Here is a 21,149-nt window from a genome sequence, read left to right on the forward strand (position 1 = left end):
GCCCGATTCGTTTCGGCACGCGCGACGTTGAAAAACGTGCGTTCAGATCAGCTTGCCGGGAAATTGGCTGTCGGGATCCTGCATGGCGAGCCGCTGACGATCCATGAAGTCGCGCAAGGTATCGATGCCGCGCAGTTGCAGAATCGTGTTGCGCACGGCGGCCTCGACCAGCACGGCGAGGTTTCGGCCGGCGGCCACTTGAATCGTCACCTTGCTGATTGGCAGGCCGAGGACATCGACGGTCTGGCTTTCGAGCGGCAGACGCTGGAATTCCCCGTCCGGCCGGCGCACGAGCTGCACGATCAGCTTGAGCTTCATCTTCCGGCGCACGGCGGTTTCGCCGAAGATCGTCTTGATGTCGAGCAGGCCCAGGCCGCGCACTTCGAGCAGGTTCTGCAGGAGCGGCGGGCAGCGGCCTTCGACGAAATCTGGACCGAGGCGCACGAAATCGACGGCGTCATCGGCTACCAGACCATGGCCGCGGCTGATGAGTTCCAGTCCGAGCTCGCTCTTGCCGAGACCGGAGTCGCCGGTGAGCAGCACGCCCATTCCGAGGATATCGATGAACACGCCGTGCAGCGTCGCGCGCGGTGCGAGGATGCGCGACATGTACGCGCGCAGGCTGTCGATCACCGCGGCCGCCGACATGCGCGTGGTAAAGAGCGGCGTCGATGAGCGCGTGCAGCGCAGAACCAGTTCCGGCGGCGCGCCGACTTCCCCCGCAACGACCAGAAACGGCGGCTCGAGCGCGATCAGCTCGGCCATGTGGCGCGAGCGGTCTTCGTCGGACTGGCGCTGGTAGTAGTTGATCTCGGCGTCGCCGAGCACCTGGATACGGTTCGGGTGAATCAGGTTCAGGTGGCCGACGAGATCGGCGCTCGATGTCGCATTCGCGACCGTCTCGCTCGAGAAACCGCGCTCCCAGCCTTCATGCCCGGTGAGCCAGCTGAGCTTCAAAGTGGCGGCGTTGTCGTCGAAAATGCTTTGGGCGTTGATGCTGGACGTATCCATGAGGCCGGAACTCCGTTGGAAGCCGGGAGCAGCCTTCGCGGAACGTCGAAACGGATCGCTTCGATACGCCGCATGGCGCTGCGTTTGACCGATTGTGCCCTAGAAGCTTCGCGTAAGCGAGGCGCCCCTGGGCGCGCGAGCGGCGCGGGGCGGGCTACAGACGCGATTCGCTATGTTTGCGCGGGTATTACGGTTGCCATTGCGTGAGCACTTGATAAAGCGCGTCACGATCTTCTTCCTTGTGCAGACGCTCGCGCGCCTCGCTGTCGGAGAGCAGTTGCGCGATCTCCGAGAGAATTTCCAGATGCTGTTGTGTTGCCTGCTCGGGCACGAGCAGGAAGATCAGCAGCGAGACCGGCTGGCCGTCGGGCGATTCGAACGCGACGGGTTCGGCGAGACGCACGAAAGCGGCGAGCGGTTGCTTCAGCCCCTTGATGCGGCCGTGCGGAATGGCGACGCCTTCGCCGAGGCCGGTCGAGCCGAGGCGCTCACGAGCGAAGAGATTGTCGGTGACGGTGCTGCGGGCGATGCCGTTCTGGTTCTCGAAGATCAGGCCCGCTTGCTCGAATACGCGTTTCTTGCTGGTAACGGACAGTCCGAGAACCACGTTCTCGATGGGAAGAAATTTGGCTAAACGATTCATGTTGGCAGGCTGATGCGTGGCCTGATAGCTCCTCATCGTGGCCGCTGTCTGAAAGCGCTCACGGCGATAATGAAACGAAAGTGCGCTGGCGGCGTTCCCTACAGCGTTCCTTGACGTGTTACCCGAAATTAACCGGACCATTATAGAACAGGCCACAGCCCGATGGTGCGCCGCGCCATGGCACTGCTTTCGATCCAAATGTGCAGGACAAAGCCCCGAAAATCAATGGCTTGTGACTCTCCACGGCGAAAATCCAACAAAAAAGCCGCCAGTCGGGGCGGCTTCGCTTCTGTGCATGCCCGGATCGATCGGTTCCGGATATTCGAGGACTTCCTCCAATCAAGCCCGCCGTCCTGTGGCGGCGGGATTCGCTGTCATCCGTGATCGGTGGCGGGCACGCGCGCGGTCGGCGTTCAGGGCGACGGCGCTTCCACTTCGTGCGGCTCACCGCGGTACTTCACGGACTCGTGGGCGTGGCCCTGAATCTTGTCCTTGTGCTTGATGACTTGACGGTCCAGTTTGTCGACCATCAGGTCGATGGCCGCGTACATATCAGCGTCACAACTCTCGATAAAAATGTCCTTGCCCTTGAGATGCAGGTTGATTTCTGCCTTCTGCCGCTTTTCCTTTTCCCTATGATTGTCGACCGAGAGGACAACGTTGCCGTCAATCACTTGATCGAAATGACGGAGCACCCTGTCCAGCTTCGTGATCACGTACTCGCGCAACGCAGGCGTCAATTCGAGGTGGTGTCCACTGATCTTCAGATTCATAGTTGCTCTCCAAGCTAATGGCCGTGAGATCACGTCGGCTCGTCCGATACCGGTCGGCTGTGCGTCCCGTCAGCGCGTCATCGTGGCGCGCTTGAAAGATGGATCGCATCGGCCGGCTCGTCCGCGCTTTCGCGATGCGGCCGGTAAACGCCCATCGCAACACGCGATGGACTACAGAGACGGGTCATAGAGACTTGCGCAGATTCACTGCGGGGATCTTGAGGGCTTCGCGGTATTTGGCTACTGTGCGCCGCGCGACCACGAATCCTTGTTCCGCCAGCAGTTCGGCGATGCGGCTGTCTGAAAGAGGAGTTTTGGGGTCTTCCGCTCCTATCAGTTGCTTGATGAGGGCCCGGATCGCCGTTGACGATGCCGCGCCTCCTGTGTCGGTCGAAACGTGCGATCCAAAGAAGTACTTAAATTCAAGCGTCCCGAATGGGGTGAGCATGTACTTGCCTGTGGTCACACGAGAAACCGTCGATTCGTGTAGCCCCAGCGTATCAGCAATCTCCCGCAAAACCAAGGGCCGCATGGCGATTTCGCCATGTGCAAAAAAGTTCTTCTGACGCTCGACGATCGCCTGTGCGACACGAAGAATCGTCTCAAACCTCTGCTGAATATTCTTGATGAGCCAGCGTGCTTCCTGAAGCTGCTGACGCAGTGAGCCGCTGCCCGGATCGCCGCGATTGTTGCGCAGGATGTTCGCGTACAAATGGTTGATGCGCAGCCGCGGCACGATCTCAGGATTCAACTCCGCCGTCCATCCGCTCGCGGTTTTCCTGACGAGGATGTCCGGCACCACATAGTCCGCTTCGCTCTTGCCGTACGCCGCGCCCGGGAAAGGCTCCAGCGACTTGATCAGCAGATGCGCGTCCCGGAGGGCGTCGTCACTTGCCTTGAGTTGCTTGCGCAGACGCGTGAAGTCGCGCGCCGCGAGCAGTTCCAGATGGTTCGTGACGATTTCGAGCGCGAGCGTGCGCGTAGGCGAGCCATCGAGCCGCAGCAGTTGCAGCTTCAGGCATTCCGACGCGGAGCGCCCGCCCACACCCGGCGGATCGAAACTCTGCAGCAAGGCGAGTGCGGCGCTCAGTTCCTCGATCTCGACTTCGAGCTCTTCCGGCAGATCGGTCTGGACTTCATCGAGCGATGAGGTCAGATACCCATCCTCGTCCAGCGATTCGATCAGAAACGTGACGAGCGCGCGATCGCGCTGATTTGCCGCGGTCATGCGCAACTGCGCGGTCAGATGGTCGCGCAGCGTCGTGGTCGATTCGTGGATTTGCAGCGGCGGGAGATCGTCGTCGTCGGACGCGTTGTTCGAGCGGCCATAGTCTTCCAGATTCCACGAACTGGAATCCGTGCTGCTGTCGGAACCTAGGCCGTTGTATTCATCGACGCCTTGCGGCTCGCTGCTTTCCGAACGTTCGGAACTGGAGGTGCCCGATGCCGAGCCGTTGTTCATCATTGGCTCGGACGGCGCGCTCGTCGCCGCCGGCGATGCGATCAGCGAGCCGTCCGCGGCGACGCGCAGCGGGCTCGCGATCCAGTCGTCCTCGTTCTCCAGTAACGGATTCTGGGCGATGGCCATCGCGACTTCCTGCTGCAGTTCGAGCGTCGACAACTGCAGCAGCCGGATCGACTGCTGAAGTTGCGGGGTCAGCGCAAGATGCTGCGAGAGGCGGAGTTGGAGGCTGGCTTTCATGGCAAAGTTTTAATCATTGTAGAGAGTTTGCCACGCGCGCGAAACCTCGCGGCGACTCCAAAAAAGCGCGTGCCGCCCAAGAGGGCGGCACGTAATTTTTGCGGCTCTGGCTTGTTGCGGCGCACTATTTGCGCCGTTCATGCGCCTGCCTGCCTCACATGCGGAAATGCTCGCCGAGATAGACGCGCCGCACGCTTTCATTCTCGATGATCTCGCTCGGAGCGCCCGCCGCGAGCACGGAGCCGTCGCTGATGATGTACGCGTGATCGCAGATGCCGAGCGTCTCGCGCACGTTGTGGTCGGTGATCAAGACGCCGATGTTGCGCTGCTTCAAAAACTTCACGATCTTCTGGATTTCCAGCACCGCGATCGGGTCGACGCCCGCGAACGGTTCGTCGAGCAGAATGAAGCTCGGATTGGTTGCGAGCGCGCGCGCGATCTCGACGCGACGGCGCTCGCCGCCCGACAGCGACAGCGCCGGATTCTCGCGCAGATGCGCGATCTGCAGTTCGTCGAGCAAGGCTTCCGCACGCTCGGTTATGGCGTCTTTGGACAGGCGCTTTCCCGATTCGTCCGTCTGCAATTCCAAAACCGCGCGGATGTTCTGCTCGACCGTGAGCTTGCGGAACACCGAGGCTTCCTGCGGCAGATACGACAAGCCGAGGTGCGCGCGCTGGTGGATTGGCAGAAGGCTGATCGAATTGCCGTCGAGATCGATCTCGCCGGCATCGAGCGGCACGAGGCCGACGATCATATAGAACGACGTGGTCTTGCCCGCGCCGTTCGGGCCGAGCAGGCCGACCACCTCGCCGCTCTTCACGTCGAGCGAGACGTCCTTCACCACGGTGCGCGACCCGTAACGCTTCTTCAGATTGCGGACGACGAGCGAACTCGACTGGCCTTCCGGCTTGCGGTGGGGCATGGCGGGCGAATTCACTGCGGCGGCGTTCCTTGAATGGTGTTCGACGGAGAAAGCGTGGCGGGCGACCCGTTCAGCGGCGCGGCGCCGCCCGAGCGCGGAGCGAGCATCGCGCGCACCCGGCCGCTCGGATTCCCGGGACCGGCCTGGTCCTTGCCGGCGCTCGCCGTGTAGAAGTCCTTCTGGCCGTCGTAGGTGATCACGCTGCCGTGCACTTCGTCCTGCACTTTTGTGAGGCCTTGCAGGCGGCGCACGACGGCGCGCGTCGTGAGTTTGGTGAAGTCGTTCTTGCCGTCGTAGTCGATGCGCACGGCGTTGCCGTCGATGTATTCGTCCACGCCATCGCGCTTCTGACGGAAGTACGAGAGGTTGTTGCCGCTCGACGTGCCCGTCGCGTACTGATAACCCTGCGGGTCCTGCGTCACTTCCACGCGGTCCGCCTTGATGACGATCGTGCCTTTGGTCGCGACCACGTGGCCGGTGAAGATGTTCTTCTGGTTGAGATCGTCGTAAGACATGTTGTCCGCTTCGATATTGAGCGGCTTGTCGCGGTCGGCCTTCTCGGCGTGCGCGGGCAGCGCGGCCAGCGCCACGGCGATGGTCAGGGCGGCAGCGAGCCCGGCCCGCGCGGCGTGCTTGGCGCGGCGCGCGGACGTTGCGCGCGCATGGCCGCCATCGGGACGAGGGAACCTTTCGTTCATGCAGTCACAATTTGGATGGGAGTGCCGGGATTACTTGGACGAGCCGCCGTTGATATCCGTGGCGGCGATCGCACCGCGCACGTTACCGAAGAGCTTCATTACCCGGGTCACGTTGTTGTAGTTCATGCCATCGGCCGTCATCACGGACGGGCCGCGCTGAAGTCTAACCGGTTTTTCCGTTTCGATGACATCGTCGTTCACCAGCACGCGAAAATGCTGGGAATCAGCCTGCATCTGCGGATCTCCGTAGCCGGCCGCGCGCAGGATGCGCGCGTCGTCGTAGAGATCGACGATCGAGACGTCGCCGTTGACCGTGCCGCGCTGGGCGGTGGCCGTGACGGTCGGCTTCTGCGGCTGGAACATGCGCATCGCGGGCAGCGTCAGATCGCTGATTTCGTCGTCTTCGTAATGCACCATCGACTTGGCCGTCAGACGATATTGTGTCGTGCCGGTGGCGTCGAGCTCGGAAACGGAAAAGCTGTTCGCGAAGTAATCGGGCGTGTGGCGCTTCTCCGGCTTCGGCGCCTGCTGGGCCGGAGGCAGCGTGGCCTGCAACAGCCAGTAGGTGCCGCCGGCGAGCGCCGCCACGGCGACGAGCGGCAACAGCGAGGCGAGCTTTCCGGGGCGCTGCATGGGTTCAGCCTCCGAGCGCCGCCGCGAGCAGTTCGTCGTAGCGATGCTGCGCGCGCAGGACTGCGTCGCAGACTTCGCGCACGGCGCCGTGACCGCCGCGGGCTTCCGCGACCCAATGCACGCGCTGGATCACTTCGGGATGCGCGTTCGCGGGCGCTGCCGCGAAGCCGCAGCGGCGCATCACCGCGAGGTCCGGCCAGTCGTCGCCCATGTAGCCGCATTCGTCGGCTGCAATGCCGGTCGCTTCGAGCAGCTCGGCGAGCGCGACGGTTTTGTCGGCGACGCCCTGATACAGATGCGTGATGCCCAGCTCGCGCGCGCGCGCCGCGACGATCCCGGATTGCCGCCCCGTGATGATCGCCGTCTGCACACCGACGGACTGCAGCATTTTCACGCCGTGGCCGTCGAGCGAGTTGAACGACTTCATCGTGTCGCCGTCGGCGGTGAAGTAGAGGCTGCCGTCGGTGAAAACGCCGTCGACGTCGAACACCATTAGTTTGATCCGGCTCGCGCGCTCGGCGGCGGTGGGAGGCTTCTGCGCCATCAGATCACCTTCTTCGAGAATAGGTCGTGCATGTTCAGTGCGCCGATCAACGTCGCATCGGCGTCCACGACCAGCATCTGATTGATGCGATGGCGCTCCATCAGTTCCACGGCTTCGACCGCGAGATGGTCCGGCGCGATCGTGCGCGGATTACGCGTCATGACATCGGCGATCTTGAGCGCGCGGAAATCGCCGTCGCGCTGCAGGATGCGGCGCAGGTCGCCGTCCGTGAAGATGCCGTGGACGTGACGGTTCTCGTCGATGACGGCCGTCATGCCCATGCGCTTGTCGGTGATCTGGAAGAGGGCGTCCGAAACGGTTGCGTCGAGCGACACGACCGGCACTTCGTCGCCCACGCGCATCACGTCGCGCACGTACGTGAGCAGGCGCCGGCCGAGCGCGCCGCCGGGATGCGAGCGCGCGAAGTCGTCGGGGCCGAAGCCGCGCGCATCGAGCACGGCGACGGCGAGCGCGTCGCCGAGCGCCATCGCGGCGGTCGTGCTGGCCGTGGGCGCGAGGTTCAGCGGGCACGCTTCCTTTTCGACGCGTGCGTTCAGGTGCATGTCCGCCAATTGCGCGAGACTGGATTCGGGACGGCCGGTGATTGCGATCAGCTTTGCCCCGAGCCGCTTGATGAGCGGCAAAATGGCAACGAGCTCCTCGGTTTCGCCCGAGTTGGACAGAGCGATGAAAATGTCGTCGGCGGTAACCATGCCGAGGTCGCCATGGCTCGCTTCGGCCGGATGCACGAAGAACGCGGGCGTGCCCGTGCTCGCGAGCGTCGCGGCGAACTTGCGCGCGACATGGCCCGATTTGCCGATGCCGGACACGACCACACGGCCGCGGCAGCCGAGCAGCGTTTCGACCGCGTTCGTGAAGTTTTCGTCGAGGAGTTCGGAAAGCCCGCGAACGGCGTCGGCTTCGATCTCAATTACGTTGCGAGCCAGCGCCAGCGCCCGGTCGCCATTGATTTTCGCTATCATTCGCGGAGTATAGCAAAGGCGATTCCGAGCCGCCCCGCCGGGGCTTGGCGCGCCGCCGCCTATCCGCCCCCGCAGGCCCTGTCGTCAGGGGCTTATTGAGATGCCGGAGCGCCCTGAAGCACGCGCCTCGGAACGCTGACGAACGAGGACGCTAGACGGATGACCTCTCCGCTCGAAATGACGCTGTTGCTGCTGCTCTGCTCCGTGGCAGGCGTCGTTGTATTTCGCTATTTCAATCTGCCGCCGATGCTCGGCTATCTGACGGTCGGCATCATCGTGGGGCCGCACGCAGCGGGCATCGCGTCGGATGCGGACCGCGCGCAGCATCTCGCCGAATTCGGCGTCGTTTTCCTGATGTTCTCCATCGGGCTCGAGTTCTCGCTGTCGAAGCTGCGCTCGATGCGGCGCATCGTGTTCGGTCTTGGCGCGAGCCAGGTCGGCGCGACCATCGCGCTCGCGCTGATCTTCGGCTGGATCGCCAGTTTCTGGATGCACATGTCGTGGCAGGCGAGCTTCGCGCTCGGCGGCGCGATGTCGATGTCCTCCACCGCCATCGTGAGCAAGCTGCTGGCCGAGCGTCTCGAACTCGAATCGGAGCACGGCCGCAACATCTTCGGCGTGCTGCTGTTCCAGGATCTGGCCGTCGTGCCGCTGCTCATCATCATCGCGGCCTTCGGCAACGGCCAATCGTCGCAGCTCGCGATGTGGCTCGGCATCGCGGCGGTGAAAATCGTCGTCGCGTTGACGGTGCTGCTGTTTATCGGCCAGAAATTCATGACGCGCTGGTTCGATCTCGTCGCGCGGCGCCGCTCGCAAGAGCTGTTCATGCTGAACCTGCTGCTCGTGACGCTGGGCGCCGCGTTCATCACCGATAAATTCGGGCTGTCGCTCGCGCTCGGCGCGTTCATCGCGGGCATGTTGATTGCCGAGACGCCGTACCGGCATCAGGTGGAAGAGGACATCAAGCCGTTTCGCGACGTGCTGCTCGGTCTCTTCTTCGTGACCACCGGCATGCTGCTGAATCCGCGCGTGATCTGGGAGCATCCGTTTCTGGTGCTCGGCTTTTTCGTCGTGCCGATCCTGCTCAAGGCCGTGATGATCACCGGTCTCTCACGGCTTTTCGGCGCGACGCCGGGCGTCGCGATGCGCACGGGCCTCGGGCTCGCGCAGGCGGGCGAATTCGGCTTCGTGCTGCTGAACCTGATTCTGGATTCGCATCTGGTCGATCCGACCGTCCTGCAGGCGCTGCTCGCCGCGATGCTCCTTTCCATGCTCGCCGCGCCGTTCATCATCCAGAACGCGGACCGGATCGTGCTGCGGCTTTCGTCGACGGAATGGATGCTGCAATCGCTGCAGATGACGAAGATCGCGACGCAGAGCCTGAAGCAGAGCGGTCACGTGATCATCTGCGGCTACGGCCGCGCGGGGCAGAACCTCGCGCGCATGCTGGAGCAGGAAGGCATTTCCTACGTCGCGCTCGACCTGGACCCGGACCGCGTCGCGGCGGCGGCGGCGGCGGGCGAATCGGTCGTGTTCGGCGATGCCGGGCGGCGCGAGTCGCTGCTCGCGGCGGGCCTGCACCGCGCGGCGACGGTCGCGATCACCTACGCGAACACGCCTTCCGCGATGCGCGTGCTGCACAACATCCACGAGCTCGCGCCCACTTTGCCCGTGATCGTGCGCACCGTCGACGACGCCGATCTCGAAAAGCTCACCGCCGCGGGCGCGACGGAAGTGATTCCGGAGATCGTCGAGGGCAGCCTGATGCTCGCGTCGCACACGCTCGTGCTGATGGGCGTGCCCATGCGGCGCGTCGTGCGGCGCGTCGAGGAGATGCGCGATGCGCGCTACAGCCTGCTGCGCGGATACTTCCACGGCGCCGACGACGTCGACGACGACGATGGCCACGAGCAGGTGCGGCTACAATCCGTACCGATCGACGCGAACTCCGAGGCGGTCGGGCATTCGCTCGACGATCTCGGGCTCGTCGGCAATGGTGTCGAGGTGACCGCGATCCGGCGCCACGGCATCCGGGGCGTCGCACCCGACCCCGAAACCAAGCTGCGCGCGAACGACATCGTCGTGCTGCGCGGCCTGCCCGAAGTGCTGGCGCAAGCCGAGGAACGGCTCTCGCGCAATCGCCGGGCGGCGTAACCTACCTCTTTTGTCACCAAGGCGAACGCGCGGCCTCGCGGCGCGGACTCCGGAGAAGTCATGTCCATTACCCCATCGAACGCCCAGCTCGACGCCGCGCGTTTCATCAAGGAGCGCGTGCGCACCGTCGAAAACTGGCCGCAGCCCGGCGTGCAGTTCCGCGATATCACGACCATCCTGCAAGACCGCCGCGCGCTGCGCATGCTGATCGACCTGTTCGTGCAGCGCTATATCGACGAGAACGTCAACGTGATCGCCGGGATGGATGCGCGCGGTTTCATCATCGGGCCGATTCTGGCGTACGAGCTGAGCCTCGGCTTCGTGCCGATCCGCAAGAAGGGCAAGCTGCCGTACAAGACGCTCGAACAGTCGTACGAGCTGGAATACGGCCGCGCGACCGTCGAAATCCACGAGGACGCGTGCAAGCCGGGCGACCGCGTGGTGATCGTCGACGATCTGGTCGCCACCGGCGGCACGATGATGGCCGGCAAGATCCTGCTCGAGCGGCTCGGCGCGAAAGTGGTGGAGGCGGCGGCGATCATCGATCTGCCGGATCTCGGCGGCTCGAAGCTGCTGCGCGAAAACGGCGTGCCGCTCTATACCGTGTGCGAATTCTCCGGACATTGATATGCCCAATTTCCTGCTCTTTCTCGCTGCGTCCGTCGCGATCACCGTCGCGCCCGGTCCGGACAACCTTCAGGTGCTCGCGCGCGGCATCTCGCAAGGGCGGCTCGCGGGCGTCGTCGCGGCGCTCGGCTTCGCGTTCGGCGTGATCTTTCATACGACGCTCGCCGCGCTCGGCATCGCGGCGCTGCTGCGCTCGTCGCCGATGGCGTTTCAGGCGGTGAAGCTCGCGGGCGCGGCGTACCTCGTGTGGATCGGCATCAAGGCCTTGCGCAGCCACGGTCTCGCGACGGCGCACGCGCGTCCGAGCCAGCCGCTTTCGACCGTGTTCCGCCAGAGCGTGATCGGCAACATGCTGAATCCGAAGGTCACGCTGTTCTTCATCGTGTTCCTGCCGCAGTTCGTCGATCCGCACGGCGCGCAGAGCGTGATGCTGCAGATGTTCGAACTCGGCGGCCTGTTCATGCTGCAGACGGTCGTCGTGTTTTCGCTGTTCGGCATCGGCGCGGGGATGATCGGCGTATGGCTGAAGCGCCGTCCGCGCGTCGGCGTGTGGCTGGACAGGCTCGCGGGCGTGACGTTCATCGCGCTGGGCATTCGCGTCGCGTTGCGCGACTGAGGTTTTGCGCATGACTCTGCCCGCCATCCTTTCCGCGCGCCGCTTCGACGCCGCCGCGCACGCGCCGTTTTTTATCGGCGATGAACGCGTCGGCTGGATTCGCCGCACCGACGTGGACGCGCTGCGCCGCTGGCCGGACGTCTTCGACATCGACGCCGCATCGGTGCGCCTGAACGCCTCGCTCGCCGATGTGAACACGCGCAGCGCCGCGCTCGGCGCGGTCATCGGCGCGCTCTACGCCGAAGGCAAAATCCCCGGCTGGCGCGACGAAACCTATGCGATCCGCAACGACTTCGACGCGGCGCCGCTCGCGTTCATCGAGCGCGCGGCGTCGCGCTTCTTCGGCACGATGACCTACGCGGTGCATCTGAACGGCATCGTAAAATATCGGGATAAGGCGCCGCAGTTGTGGATTGCGCGCCGCAGCGACACCAAGGCGACCGATCCCGGCATGCTGGACAACATCGTCGCGGGCGGCATCGGCTGGGGCTTCGAGCTCATGCCGACGCTCGTCAAGGAATGCTGGGAAGAGGCGGGCATGAGCGCTGAGCTCGCGCGGACCGCCGAGCGCGGCCACACCTTCCATGTGCTGCAATCCTTGCCCGAAGGCACGCAGGCCGAGCAGATTTTCGTCTATGACGTCTTTCTGCCGCCCGACTTCGCGCCGCGCAATCAGGACGGCGAAGTCGGCGAGCATCGCCTCGCGCGCATCGAAGACGTGGCGCGCTGGATCGAGGAGGGCCGGCTCACCGTCGACGCCAGTCTCGCGACGCTCGATTGCATGCTGCGCCACCAGTGGATCGATGAGGACGCGTGCGAAGGCATCGCCGCGCTTTATGATCCGCCGCGGGTCTGAATATCAGGAATCAAACGAACGAGGAAAGGTCATGTCGACCGAACATAGTTTCTATTTGAAGTTGTCGTGCCCGGATCGCCCGGGAATCGTGCATGCCGTGTCGGGCTTCCTGTTCAACCTCGGCGCCAATATTCTCGACTCCGCGCAGTTCGGCGACAGCCGCACCGGCGAGTTTTTCATGCGCGTGCATTTTCAGGAGGTCGGCGGCGATCCCGGCATCGACGCATTGCGCAAGTCTTTCACCGATCTCGCCGATGACTTCGGCATGCGCTGGGAACTGCACGACGCTTCGGTGAAGCCGCGCGTCGTCATCATGGTGTCGAAGATCGGCCACTGCCTGAACGATCTCCTGTTCCGCTATCGCACCGGGCAATTGCAGATCGAGATTCCGGCGATCATCTCGAATCACAAGGATTTCTATCAGCTCGCCGCGAGCTACGACATTCCGTTCCATCATCTGCCGCTGCTCAAGGCCACGCCGGAAGCGAAGGCCGCGCAGGAAGCGCGCGTGATGGAAATCGTCGATCAGCACGACACCGATCTCGTCGTGCTCGCGCGCTACATGCAGATTCTGTCGCCGGAACTGTGCGCGAAGCTTTCCGGCCGCGCGATCAACATCCATCACTCGTTCCTGCCGAGCTTCAAGGGCGCGAAGCCGTACTATCAGGCGTTCGACCGCGGCGTGAAGCTGATCGGCGCGACGGCGCACTATGTGACGTCGGATCTCGACGAAGGCCCGATCATCGAGCAGGAAGTGGAGCGCGTCGACCACAACATGACGCCGGATCAGCTGACGGCGATCGGCCGCGACGTCGAGTGCGTGACGCTCGCGCGCGCCGTGAAATGGCATGCGGAGCATCGCATTCTGCTGAACGGGCACAAGACGGTGGTGTTCCGCTGAGCGTTCGCCAGACGCAAAAACGCCCGCAGATTTTTTGCGGGCGTTTTTGTTGGTGCCGGCGGAATCAGACCAGCCGCAGATAAATCAGCTCGCGTTTGATATACGCATAGAAAATCGGCGCGGCGATCACGCCCGGAATGCCGAACGCGGCTTCCATCGCGAGCATCGCGAGGAGCAGTTCCCACGCGCGCGCCTCGATCTGCCCGCCGATGATGCGCGCGTTCAGGAAGTATTCGAGCTTGTGGATGATGATCAGGAACGCAAGCGACGCGACCGCCGTGCCGAACGACACCGACAGCGAAATCCCGACGATGATCGTGTTCGAGATCAGATTCCCGATCACCGGCATCAATCCGACGATGAACGTGACGAGCACGAGCGTCTTCGAGAGCGGCAGCTTTTCGTGGAAGAGCGGCAGCGCGACGAGCAGATAAAGCGCCGTGAAGACGGCGTTGATCGCGGAAATCTTGATCTGCGCGAACACGATGCGGCGAAACGCGTCCGAGAAGCGCGACACGCGCGCGATGAGCGCCGTGGAGAGCGGCAGGCGGTGATGCGTCTGCTTGGGCGCGCTGACCGCGATGATCGCGCCGATGACCATGCCGATCACGATATGCCCGAAGCCGCGCGCCATCTCCTTGCCGCCTTGCTGAAGCATCTCGGCGTGCTTGTGCATCAGTTCGGTGGCTTTGTCCTTCATCTGGCCGGCATCGACCGGCAGATAGTTCGCGATCCAGTCCGGCACGCGCAGACGCGCGCTCGACGTGATGCTCATCAGCTGGTCGAGCAGCTTTTGCACGCTCGGGACATCGTGCTCGAAATGCTCGATCGTGGCGACGGTCGCGCCGGTGAGCCCGCCGATGATGATCGCGGAGATCAGCCCGACCGCGATCAGCCGCGCGCCTTTGCTCACGACATGGCGCTCGATGGCCGGGGAAATCATGTGCACGAGCTGGAACACCAGCATGCCGGCGAGCAGCCCGCCGAGCAGTTTCAGTTCGAGCACCAGCCACATCGCGAAGAACGCGAGGAGGTAGCTGCCGATTTCCACCGCCGACAGCTTCGGCAAGCTCATGTCGCTCGTCAGCCTGACGTGGCGGGTGGGCAAGTCCCGTACACGCCCCTCCTCGTTGGCCGCTTCGTTGCGCTTCGCCATGACTGCGTTCCTTTTCCCCAACTGCGTACGACGATTATTCGTGCCGCGGCGCACGCCGCGCATTCGATCGGCCCGGCTGGCGGCGCCCGGCGGCGAGGCCCGGCGCCGTGGCTCAGGCCGCCGATTTGGCCCGTTGCAGCAAGGGTGCCAGATATCTGCCGGTAAAACTCGCCTTCGATTTCGCAACCTGCTCCGGCGTCCCCTGGGCGATGATCTGCCCGCCGCCCGCGCCGCCTTCCGGACCGAGGTCGATGACCCAGTCGGCGGTTTTGATTACGTCGAGATTATGCTCGATGATTACGACAGTATTACCCTGATCTCGCAATCGATGGATCACTTCGAGCAAAAGCGCGATGTCGTGGAAGTGCAGACCGGTCGTCGGCTCGTCGAGGATATACAGCGTCCGACCGGTATCGCGCTTGCTCAGTTCCAGCGAAAGCTTGACGCGCTGGGCTTCGCCGCCCGATAGCGTGGTCGCGGACTGGCCGAGGCGAATATAGCCGAGACCGACGTCGAGGAGCGTTTTCAGCTTGCGCGCGACCACCGGCACCGCCTTGAAGAACTCGTGCGCGGCTTCGACGGTGAGATCCAGCACCTCGCTGATGTTCTTGCCCTTGTACTGGACTTCGAGCGTTTCGCGGTTGTAGCGCTTGCCGTGGCACACGTCGCAAGGCACGTAGACGTCGGGCAGGAAGTGCATTTCCACTTTCAGCACGCCGTCGCCCTGGCACGCTTCGCAGCGTCCGCCCTTCACGTTGAACGAGAATCGGCCGGGATCGTAGCCGCGCTCCTTCGCCGCCGGGACGCCCGCGAAAAGCTCGCGGATCGGCGTGAAGAGGCCGGTGTAGGTGGCCGGATTCGAGCGCGGCGTGCGGCCGATCGGGGATTGATCGACGGCGATCACCTTGTCGAAGTGCTCCAGACCTTCTATCGACTCGTACGGCGCGGGCTCCGTCGCCGAGCCGTACAGATGTTGCGCGACCGCATGCTGCAGCGTGTCGTTGATGAGCGTCGACTTGCCCGAACCGGAGACGCCCGTCACGCAGGTCAACAGTCCGACGGGCAGATCCAGCGTCACGCGCTTCAGATTGTTGCCGTGCGCCTCGACGATGCGCAGCATGCGCTCGTCCGGCGCGGTGCGCTCGGCGGGATAGCTGATCGTCCGCTTGCCGGACAGATACTGGCCGGTGATCGAGTTCGTGTCTTTCTGCACCTGGACCGGCGTGCCTTGCGCGACGATCACGCCGCCGTGCTCGCCCGCGCCCGGCCCCATGTCGACGACGTAATCCGCCATACGGATCATGTCCTCGTCGTGCTCGACGACGATCACCGAGTTGCCGATATCGCGCAGATGCTTGAGCGTGTTGATGAGCCGGTCGTTGTCGCGCTGATGCAACCCGATGGACGGCTCGTCGAGCACGTACATCACGCCGGTCAGCCCGGAGCCGATCTGCGATGCGAGCCGGATGCGCTGCGCCTCGCCGCCGGAGAGCGTTTCCGCGCTGCGTTCCAGCGAAAGATAGTCCAGCCCGACGTTATTCAGGAACGACAGCCGCGCGACGATTTCCTTGATCACCTTGTCGGCAATTTCGCCTTTCGCGCCTTCGAGGCGCAGCGTCTGGAAATAGCCGAGCGCGTCGCGCAGCGGCCAGCCGCTGATTTCGTAGATGCCGCGCGCCTGATCTTCCGCGCCGACCTTCACGAAGCGCGCCTCGCGCCGCAGACGCGTGCCGTCGCACGCCGGGCACGGTTGATTGTTCTGGTATTTCGCGAGCTCTTCGCGCACGGCGGCGGAATCCGTCTCGCGATAGCGCCGCTCCAGATTCGGAATGATCCCTTCGAACGCATGCTCGCGCACCGACGCGCGCCCGCGCTCGTTGATGTACGAGAAAGGAATTGCCTGCTTGCCGGAGCCGTACAGCAGGATCTTGCGCACTTTCTCGGGCAGGTCTTCGAACGGCGCGTCGATTTCGAACTCGTAGAACGCCGCGAGACTCTGCAGCATCTGGAAATAAAACTGGTTGCGCCGGTCCCAGCCTTTCACCGCGCCCGCCGCGAGCGACAGCGACGGATGCGCGACCACGCGCTTCGGATCGAAGAACGTGATCTGGCCGAGGCCGTCGCACTCGGGGCACGCGCCCATCGGATTGTTGAACGAGAAGAGGCGCGGCTCCAGTTCCGGCAGCGAATACGAGCAGATCGGGCACGCGAACTTCGAGCTGAAGAGCTTTTCCTTCTCCGTATCCATTTCCAGCGCGATCGCGCGGCCGTCAGCCAGACGCAGCGCCGTTTCGAACGATTCGGCGAGGCGCTGCTTCACGTCCGGCCGCACTTTCAGACGGTCGATGACGACGTCGATCGTGTGCTTGTCGTTCTTTTTCAGCTTGGGCAGCGAATCGACTTCATAGATTTTCGCGACGCCTTCGTTCGCCGTTCCGCCGCCCGAGCGGATGCGAAAGCGTATGAAACCCTGCGCCTGCATTTCCTCGAATAATTCGACATGTTCGCCCTTGCGATCCGCGACGACGGGCGCGAGGATCATCAGCTTGGTTTCCTCGGGCAGCGCGAGCGCGGCGTCGACCATTTGCGAGACGCTTTGCGCCTCGAGCGGAATCAGGTGATCCGGGCAATACGGCGTGCCGACGCGTGCGTACAAAAGACGCAAATAGTCGTGGATTTCCGTGACGGTTCCGACGGTCGAGCGCGGGTTATGCGAAGTGGCCTTTTGCTCGATGGAAATGGCGGGCGACAAACCCTCGATCAAATCGACGTCCGGCTTTTCCATCAACTGCAAAAATTGCCGCGCATACGCCGAAAGGCTTTCCACGTAACGCCGCTGCCCTTCGGCATAAAGCGTGTCGAAGGCGAGCGACGACTTGCCCGACCCGGACAGCCCCGTGATCACGATCAGCTTGTGGCGCGGCAAGTCGAGATTGACGTTCTTCAGATTGTGGGTGCGAGCCCCACGAATGCGAATTTCTTCCACGAGTTGGTTCCGGCGAGTTTGTTCCGGGATTTTCGGATGTTTTCAGCGGCGCTTTCATCTGCTCCGACGGGCCATGTTGCCTGCGCCGGGCGGAAAGAGAGGGGGCCAAACCTGCTACTATAGCGACTTTTAAAGGGCGCAGCGCCCGGGCCCGAAGGGCCGGATGCGCGTCGATCGGCCGGCGCGGGGGCTTGCTGGCCTTGGGCGGGGGCGCGCTGGCCGGACGAGCGGCGCGTTCATGCCGTGCGTTCCATATAGTGCCGTTTCGAGCAAGAACAAGGCGGCCGCGCCTGGCTGCGCCGCGCGCCAGGCCGGACGCGACCCTCATCCTTTTCCCGTTTCTGATGTCCAATCCGTCTGCCACGTCCACACGTCTCTCCGCGCCGGAGCTGCGCGCGACCGTGTCGCTCGCCGCCATCTTCGCGCTGCGCATGCTCGGGCTCTTCATGATCATGCCGGTGTTCTCCATCTACGCGAAAACCATCCCCGGCGGCGACAACGTTCTGCTGGTCGGCATCGCGCTCGGCGCCTACGGCGTCACGCAGTCGATGCTCTATATCTTCTACGGATGGATCTCCGACAAGTTCGGCCGCAAACCGGTCATCGCGTTCGGCCTGCTCGTGTTCGCGCTCGGCAGCTTCGTCGCGGCCGTCGGACACTCGATGGCGTGGATCATCGCCGGGCGTGTGATTCAGGGTATGGGCGCGGTGTCGTCGGCGGTGATCGCGTTCATCGCGGACCTGACGCGCGAGGAAAACCGTACCAAGGCGATGGCGATGGTCGGCGGCAGCATCGGCGTGTCGTTCGCGGTGGCGATCGTCGGCGCGCCGATCGTGTTTCACTGGGTCGGCATGAGCGGGCTTTTCACGGTGATCGGCGTGCTGTCGATTCTCGCGGTCGGCGTCGTATTCTGGATCGTGCCCGATCCGCCCGCGCATCCGGTCCACGTCAAGGCGCCGTTCGCCGAAGTCCTGCACAACGTCGAGTTGCTGCGCTTGAACTTCGGCGTGCTCGTGCTGCATGCCACGCAAACGGCGCTGTTTCTCGTCGTGCCGCGCATTCTGGAGGCGGGCGGGCTGCCGGTCGCATCGCACTGGAAGATTTACCTGCCCGTGATGGCGCTGGCGTTCGTCATGATGGTTCCGGCCATCATCGCCGCCGAGAAACGTGGAAAAATGAAGAGCGTCATGCTGAGTGCGATCGGGCTTATCCTGATCGGCCAGTTGTTATTGGGCGCCGCTCCCCATACGCTGTGGTCCGTGGCCGCCATTCTGTTCGTGTACTTTCTCGGCTTCAACGTGCTGGAGGCGTCGCAGCCGTCCCTGGTGTCGAAGCTCGCGCCGGGCACGAGAAAGGGCGCGGCGGCGGGCGTGTACAACACGACGCAGTCAATCGGCCTTGCGCTCGGCGGGGTGATCGGCGGCTGGCTGCTGAAGCTCGACGGGCCGAGCGCGGTCTTCTTCGCGTGTTCGGCGCTGGTGCTTGCCTGGCTCGTCGTCGCCGCCGGAATGAAACCGCCGCCGCGCAGAAGCGGGCACGCGGCCTGAGAAACTTTTTGAATCATCGAATCGAGCCGGCACGGTACGACTCAATCCGCGTCTGAAAGACGGGATTATCGAAGTCGCCCCGTGCGGCTGTCAGCTAGCAAGGAATCTACCGGAGAAATCATGGCATCAGTCAACAAGGTCATTCTCGTGGGCAATCTGGGCGCCGACCCGGAAACCCGCTATCTCCCGAGCGGCGACGCCGTGGCCAACATCCGTCTCGCAACGACGGACCGTTATAAGGACAAGGCTTCCGGCGAATTCAAGGAACTCACGGAGTGGCATCGCGTGGCATTCTTCGGACGGCTCGCGGAGATCGTCAACGAATATCTGAAGAAGGGCTCGTCGGTCTATATCGAAGGGCGGATCCGCACGCGTAAATGGACCGATCAATCGGGCCAGGAGCGTTATTCGACGGAAATCGTCGCCGATCAAATGCAGATGCTCGGTGGCCGCAGCGGCCCGGGCGGCGGCGGGGATGACGGCGGCTACAGCCGCAGCGCTCCGATGGAACGTTCCGGCGGCGGTGGACGCGCGCCAGCGGCGGGCGGACGCGCGAGCGGCGGTGGCGCGGGCGGCGGTTCGAGCCGTCCGAGTGCGCCGGCGGGCGGCGGTTTCGACGACATGGACGACGATATCCCGTTCTGAGATTTCGCAACCTTAGAATGTTTAGATCAACCCCGCCTTTGTGCGGGGTTTTTTATCTGTAAGGGTCTGCGGGGAAGTTGACAGTCTGCAGCGTTGAATGAAGGGGGGGCTGCGGCGCAACCTCTTTGTCGCAGCAAGCACCCTGGCGTTCGAGTCGATGTCGTCGCGAAGTGCATCATGCGGCACCTGGGGTGCGTGATCTCAGCGTTACCGGTCGATTCGCCTGAGATCACGGACATCCCCTCGAGACTGGCCCTCACGCAGCGTCGTTTTGCCACGCTCCCTCAAGCAGGGCGACCGCCCGCCGAGCATGCAGCGCCGTCATCGGTTCAACAACTGGAAAGGCTTGTCCGACTGCCTCACGAATCGCTACAGCGAGCGCAAGGAAGCACATCCGGAGCAGACGAGCTCTCGGCGTCAAAGGTCTGCAGCAGTGGCTCAGCCTCGAGCTTCAGAAAGCAACTGTATGACGTCGGGCGCAGCGAACCGTACAACAACAAGATCCGGGGTGCGTGCGTGGAGACCGATGGGGGCTGCAGCTTCTCGCTGTCGGGAATGTCGACCTGAACAGCGCTGAAATTGGGGAGATTCGGAGGATCCCGCAACAAATTCGCACATCGCGCGATGGGCCTCCGGCTATGATAGCCCGAAGCCCTTCTTTTGTTCCGGCAAGGCGCTTTCTGAATTATGGCGCGCGCCAACCCTTTTTTCACGGGCGCATATTAATCTCTTGGATCGCAAGGATGATCCGCTCCGCTTCGATTCGAGGAAAGACCCCTCTAAAACCAATCGGATTTTTCTTATGGTCTGCTAAGTATTAGCATTCTACTTTCTACGTAATCATTCAAGATAATAAAAGGCAGTATTCATTTGCTTGATGTCAATAAGGTGGCATTTTCCCCGGCGAATTGGCTCCTGGATTCTCGGTAGCAAAAATTCGGGAAGGTAACTCGCTTTCGAACGTCGACCAGGATTAATTCGTCGAGCGCCCTTGATCTTCAAACAAATTCAACAAGACAAAACAATATAACTGGGAGTCCTCGTGAAGCTTAGAATAGTACTGGCCGACGATCATCCCTTCGTTCTACTTGGAATGAAGGCGCTCTTTGCGGCTGACGACGGAATGGAAGTCGTCGGCGAGGCGAATAACGCTAGCGCCTTGTTGGCCGAGCTCGCCATCAAGCCTTGCGATATCCTCGTAACGGACTTCGCCATGCCCGAGCCGGGCATCGATGCGAATGACGGGCTCCGTCTCATCCGCAAGGTACGTCAGGAGTTCTCTGATATCAGCATCGTCGTGCTCACCAGCGTGAGCAACGTCGCGATCCTGCGCTCGATTCTGAACGCCGGCGCAATGAGCCTCGTCAACAAGGCAGAGCCGATCGAACTGGTGGGTACAGCCGTGCGTCATGCAAGTGTCGGCCGGCGCTTCGTGAGTGCGTCGTTTCTCGCCGCGCTCGCCGAAGCAGGCACCGAGGCGGATTTCTCCGCAGAAGAGCCACGCCTCTCTCCCCGGGAAATCGAAGTCGTCCGATTGTTTGCCAAGGGTCATTCGATCACGGAGATCGCGAGGGAACTCGACCGAGACGTCCGCACGATCAGCCGCCAGAAGCGCGATGCAATGAATAAGCTCGGTGTGAAGAACGATCCTGGGCTGTTCGCATTTGTGCGCGCCCGCGGACTAGGTTGACTAATTCAGCTTTGCTATTTCATTTCGGATGCATCTTATGTATCTCGGTGTTTCGGTATCCG

Annotated in this window: 19 protein-coding genes; 8 read left to right on the forward strand and 11 right to left on the reverse strand. The window is 63.0% G+C overall.

Going from position 1 to position 21,149, the window contains the following annotated elements:
• Positions 1-42 precede the first annotated feature (42 nt).
• From hprK to kdsD, 9 genes are all read right to left on the reverse strand, one after another.
• On the reverse strand, positions 43-1,011 hold the full coding sequence (gene hprK, locus AC1Z32_RS14960) for an HPr(Ser) kinase/phosphatase (RefSeq protein WP_061172712.1): 969 nt from the start codon (positions 1,009-1,011) through the stop codon (positions 43-45).
• A 187-nt stretch (positions 1,012-1,198) separates the two neighbouring features.
• A complete protein-coding gene (gene ptsN, locus AC1Z32_RS14965; RefSeq protein WP_061158932.1) occupies positions 1,199-1,654 on the reverse strand; it encodes a PTS IIA-like nitrogen regulatory protein PtsN in 456 nt (151 codons plus the stop codon).
• Positions 1,655-2,067: 413 nt separating this feature from the next.
• On the reverse strand, positions 2,068-2,427 hold the full coding sequence (gene hpf, locus AC1Z32_RS14970) for a ribosome hibernation-promoting factor, HPF/YfiA family (RefSeq protein ID WP_061147280.1): 360 nt from the start codon (positions 2,425-2,427) through the stop codon (positions 2,068-2,070).
• Between the two features lie 184 nt (positions 2,428-2,611).
• Positions 2,612-4,129: an RNA polymerase factor sigma-54 gene (locus AC1Z32_RS14975; protein WP_483479382.1), complete on the reverse strand. Its 1,518-nt coding sequence runs from the start codon at positions 4,127-4,129 to the stop codon at positions 2,612-2,614.
• Between the two features lie 154 nt (positions 4,130-4,283).
• A complete protein-coding gene (gene lptB, locus AC1Z32_RS14980) occupies positions 4,284-5,051 on the reverse strand; it encodes an LPS export ABC transporter ATP-binding protein (protein ID WP_483481638.1) in 768 nt (255 codons plus the stop codon).
• 11 nt (positions 5,052-5,062) lie between these two features.
• On the reverse strand, positions 5,063-5,749 hold the full coding sequence (lptA, locus tag AC1Z32_RS14985; RefSeq protein ID WP_483479383.1) for a lipopolysaccharide transport periplasmic protein LptA: 687 nt from the start codon (positions 5,747-5,749) through the stop codon (positions 5,063-5,065).
• 30 nt (positions 5,750-5,779) lie between these two features.
• The gene (gene lptC, locus AC1Z32_RS14990; protein ID WP_483479384.1) at positions 5,780-6,382 is read right to left on the reverse strand and encodes an LPS export ABC transporter periplasmic protein LptC; all 603 of its coding nucleotides are present in this window, start codon (positions 6,380-6,382) and stop codon (positions 5,780-5,782) included.
• Between the two features lie 4 nt (positions 6,383-6,386).
• Positions 6,387-6,926 (reverse strand): KdsC family phosphatase, encoded by a 540-nt coding sequence (locus AC1Z32_RS14995; RefSeq protein ID WP_062606415.1) that lies wholly within the window; start codon positions 6,924-6,926, stop codon positions 6,387-6,389.
• On the reverse strand, positions 6,926-7,909 hold the full coding sequence (gene kdsD / locus AC1Z32_RS15000) for an arabinose 5-phosphate isomerase KdsD (protein WP_483479385.1): 984 nt from the start codon (positions 7,907-7,909) through the stop codon (positions 6,926-6,928). The genes AC1Z32_RS14995 and kdsD overlap by 1 nt, the downstream gene beginning before the upstream one ends.
• A 159-nt stretch (positions 7,910-8,068) precedes the next feature.
• Between kdsD and AC1Z32_RS15005 the strand changes: the two genes are divergently transcribed.
• From AC1Z32_RS15005 to purU, 5 genes are read left to right on the forward strand one after another with little or no spacing between them, the layout of a single operon-like run.
• Positions 8,069-10,063 carry a monovalent cation:proton antiporter family protein gene (locus AC1Z32_RS15005; protein WP_483479386.1) on the forward strand — a complete coding sequence of 665 codons (1,995 nt, stop codon included), beginning with the start codon at positions 8,069-8,071 and terminating at the stop codon, positions 10,061-10,063.
• A gap of 60 nt (positions 10,064-10,123) precedes the next feature.
• The gene (locus tag AC1Z32_RS15010) at positions 10,124-10,690 is read left to right on the forward strand and encodes an adenine phosphoribosyltransferase (RefSeq protein WP_483479387.1); all 567 of its coding nucleotides are present in this window, start codon (positions 10,124-10,126) and stop codon (positions 10,688-10,690) included.
• 1 nt (position 10,691) lies between these two features.
• Positions 10,692-11,306 (forward strand): LysE family translocator, encoded by a 615-nt coding sequence (locus AC1Z32_RS15015; protein ID WP_483479388.1) that lies wholly within the window; start codon positions 10,692-10,694, stop codon positions 11,304-11,306.
• 10 nt (positions 11,307-11,316) lie between these two features.
• Complete coding sequence (locus AC1Z32_RS15020; protein WP_483479389.1) at positions 11,317-12,162, forward strand: NUDIX hydrolase; 846 nt, start codon at positions 11,317-11,319, stop codon at positions 12,160-12,162.
• A gap of 31 nt (positions 12,163-12,193) precedes the next feature.
• The gene (gene purU, locus AC1Z32_RS15025) at positions 12,194-13,063 is read left to right on the forward strand and encodes a formyltetrahydrofolate deformylase (RefSeq protein WP_483479390.1); all 870 of its coding nucleotides are present in this window, start codon (positions 12,194-12,196) and stop codon (positions 13,061-13,063) included.
• A 64-nt stretch (positions 13,064-13,127) separates the two neighbouring features.
• Here the strand turns inward: purU and AC1Z32_RS15030 are convergent, their stop codons facing one another.
• Both AC1Z32_RS15030 and uvrA read right to left on the reverse strand, forming a co-directional pair.
• Positions 13,128-14,219, reverse strand: coding sequence for an AI-2E family transporter (locus tag AC1Z32_RS15030; RefSeq protein WP_483479391.1), 1,092 nt, complete (start codon positions 14,217-14,219; stop codon positions 13,128-13,130).
• A gap of 112 nt (positions 14,220-14,331) precedes the next feature.
• Positions 14,332-17,205 carry an excinuclease ABC subunit UvrA gene (gene uvrA / locus AC1Z32_RS15035; protein ID WP_483479392.1) on the reverse strand — a complete coding sequence of 958 codons (2,874 nt, stop codon included), beginning with the start codon at positions 17,203-17,205 and terminating at the stop codon, positions 14,332-14,334.
• A 344-nt stretch (positions 17,206-17,549) separates the two neighbouring features.
• On the opposite strand from uvrA, the gene AC1Z32_RS15040 reads away from it, so the two are divergent.
• From AC1Z32_RS15040 to AC1Z32_RS15050, 3 genes are all read left to right on the forward strand, one after another.
• A complete protein-coding gene (locus AC1Z32_RS15040) occupies positions 17,550-18,752 on the forward strand; it encodes an MFS transporter (protein ID WP_483479393.1) in 1,203 nt (400 codons plus the stop codon).
• Between the two features lie 120 nt (positions 18,753-18,872).
• Entirely contained in the window at positions 18,873-19,397 is a 525-nt protein-coding gene (locus AC1Z32_RS15045; RefSeq protein WP_483479394.1) for a single-stranded DNA-binding protein, read from the forward strand.
• Positions 19,398-20,439: 1,042 nt separating this feature from the next.
• Positions 20,440-21,087 (forward strand): response regulator, encoded by a 648-nt coding sequence (locus AC1Z32_RS15050; RefSeq protein ID WP_483479395.1) that lies wholly within the window; start codon positions 20,440-20,442, stop codon positions 21,085-21,087.
• The last annotated feature ends 62 nt before the right edge of the window (positions 21,088-21,149 follow it).

The organism is Caballeronia sp. 11_S32 (assembly GCF_056930355.1).

Excerpts from the sequence above, each read along its gene's own strand:
- AC1Z32_RS15030 (WP_483479391.1), bottom strand. The coding sequence starts at position 14,219 with ATGGCGAAGCGCAACGAAGCGGCCAACGAGGAGGGGCGTGTACGGGAC.
- purU (WP_483479390.1), top strand. The coding sequence starts at position 12,194 with ATGTCGACCGAACATAGTTTCTATTTGAAGTTGTCGTGCCCGGATCGC.
- ptsN (WP_061158932.1), bottom strand. The coding sequence starts at position 1,654 with ATGAATCGTTTAGCCAAATTTCTTCCCATCGAGAACGTGGTTCTCGGA.
- AC1Z32_RS15020 (WP_483479389.1), top strand. The coding sequence starts at position 11,317 with ATGACTCTGCCCGCCATCCTTTCCGCGCGCCGCTTCGACGCCGCCGCG.
- AC1Z32_RS15005 (WP_483479386.1), top strand. The coding sequence starts at position 8,069 with ATGACCTCTCCGCTCGAAATGACGCTGTTGCTGCTGCTCTGCTCCGTG.
- AC1Z32_RS15040 (WP_483479393.1), top strand. The coding sequence starts at position 17,550 with ATGTCCAATCCGTCTGCCACGTCCACACGTCTCTCCGCGCCGGAGCTG.
- hpf (WP_061147280.1), bottom strand. The coding sequence starts at position 2,427 with ATGAATCTGAAGATCAGTGGACACCACCTCGAATTGACGCCTGCGTTG.
- lptC (WP_483479384.1), bottom strand. The coding sequence starts at position 6,382 with ATGCAGCGCCCCGGAAAGCTCGCCTCGCTGTTGCCGCTCGTCGCCGTG.
- lptB (WP_483481638.1), bottom strand. The coding sequence starts at position 5,051 with ATGCCCCACCGCAAGCCGGAAGGCCAGTCGAGTTCGCTCGTCGTCCGC.
- AC1Z32_RS15015 (WP_483479388.1), top strand. The coding sequence starts at position 10,692 with ATGCCCAATTTCCTGCTCTTTCTCGCTGCGTCCGTCGCGATCACCGTC.
- AC1Z32_RS14975 (WP_483479382.1), bottom strand. The coding sequence starts at position 4,129 with ATGAAAGCCAGCCTCCAACTCCGCCTCTCGCAGCATCTTGCGCTGACC.
- AC1Z32_RS14995 (WP_062606415.1), bottom strand. The coding sequence starts at position 6,926 with ATGGCGCAGAAGCCTCCCACCGCCGCCGAGCGCGCGAGCCGGATCAAA.
- hprK (WP_061172712.1), bottom strand. The coding sequence starts at position 1,011 with ATGGATACGTCCAGCATCAACGCCCAAAGCATTTTCGACGACAACGCC.
- AC1Z32_RS15010 (WP_483479387.1), top strand. The coding sequence starts at position 10,124 with ATGTCCATTACCCCATCGAACGCCCAGCTCGACGCCGCGCGTTTCATC.
- lptA (WP_483479383.1), bottom strand. The coding sequence starts at position 5,749 with ATGAACGAAAGGTTCCCTCGTCCCGATGGCGGCCATGCGCGCGCAACG.
- AC1Z32_RS15045 (WP_483479394.1), top strand. The coding sequence starts at position 18,873 with ATGGCATCAGTCAACAAGGTCATTCTCGTGGGCAATCTGGGCGCCGAC.
- kdsD (WP_483479385.1), bottom strand. The coding sequence starts at position 7,909 with ATGATAGCGAAAATCAATGGCGACCGGGCGCTGGCGCTGGCTCGCAAC.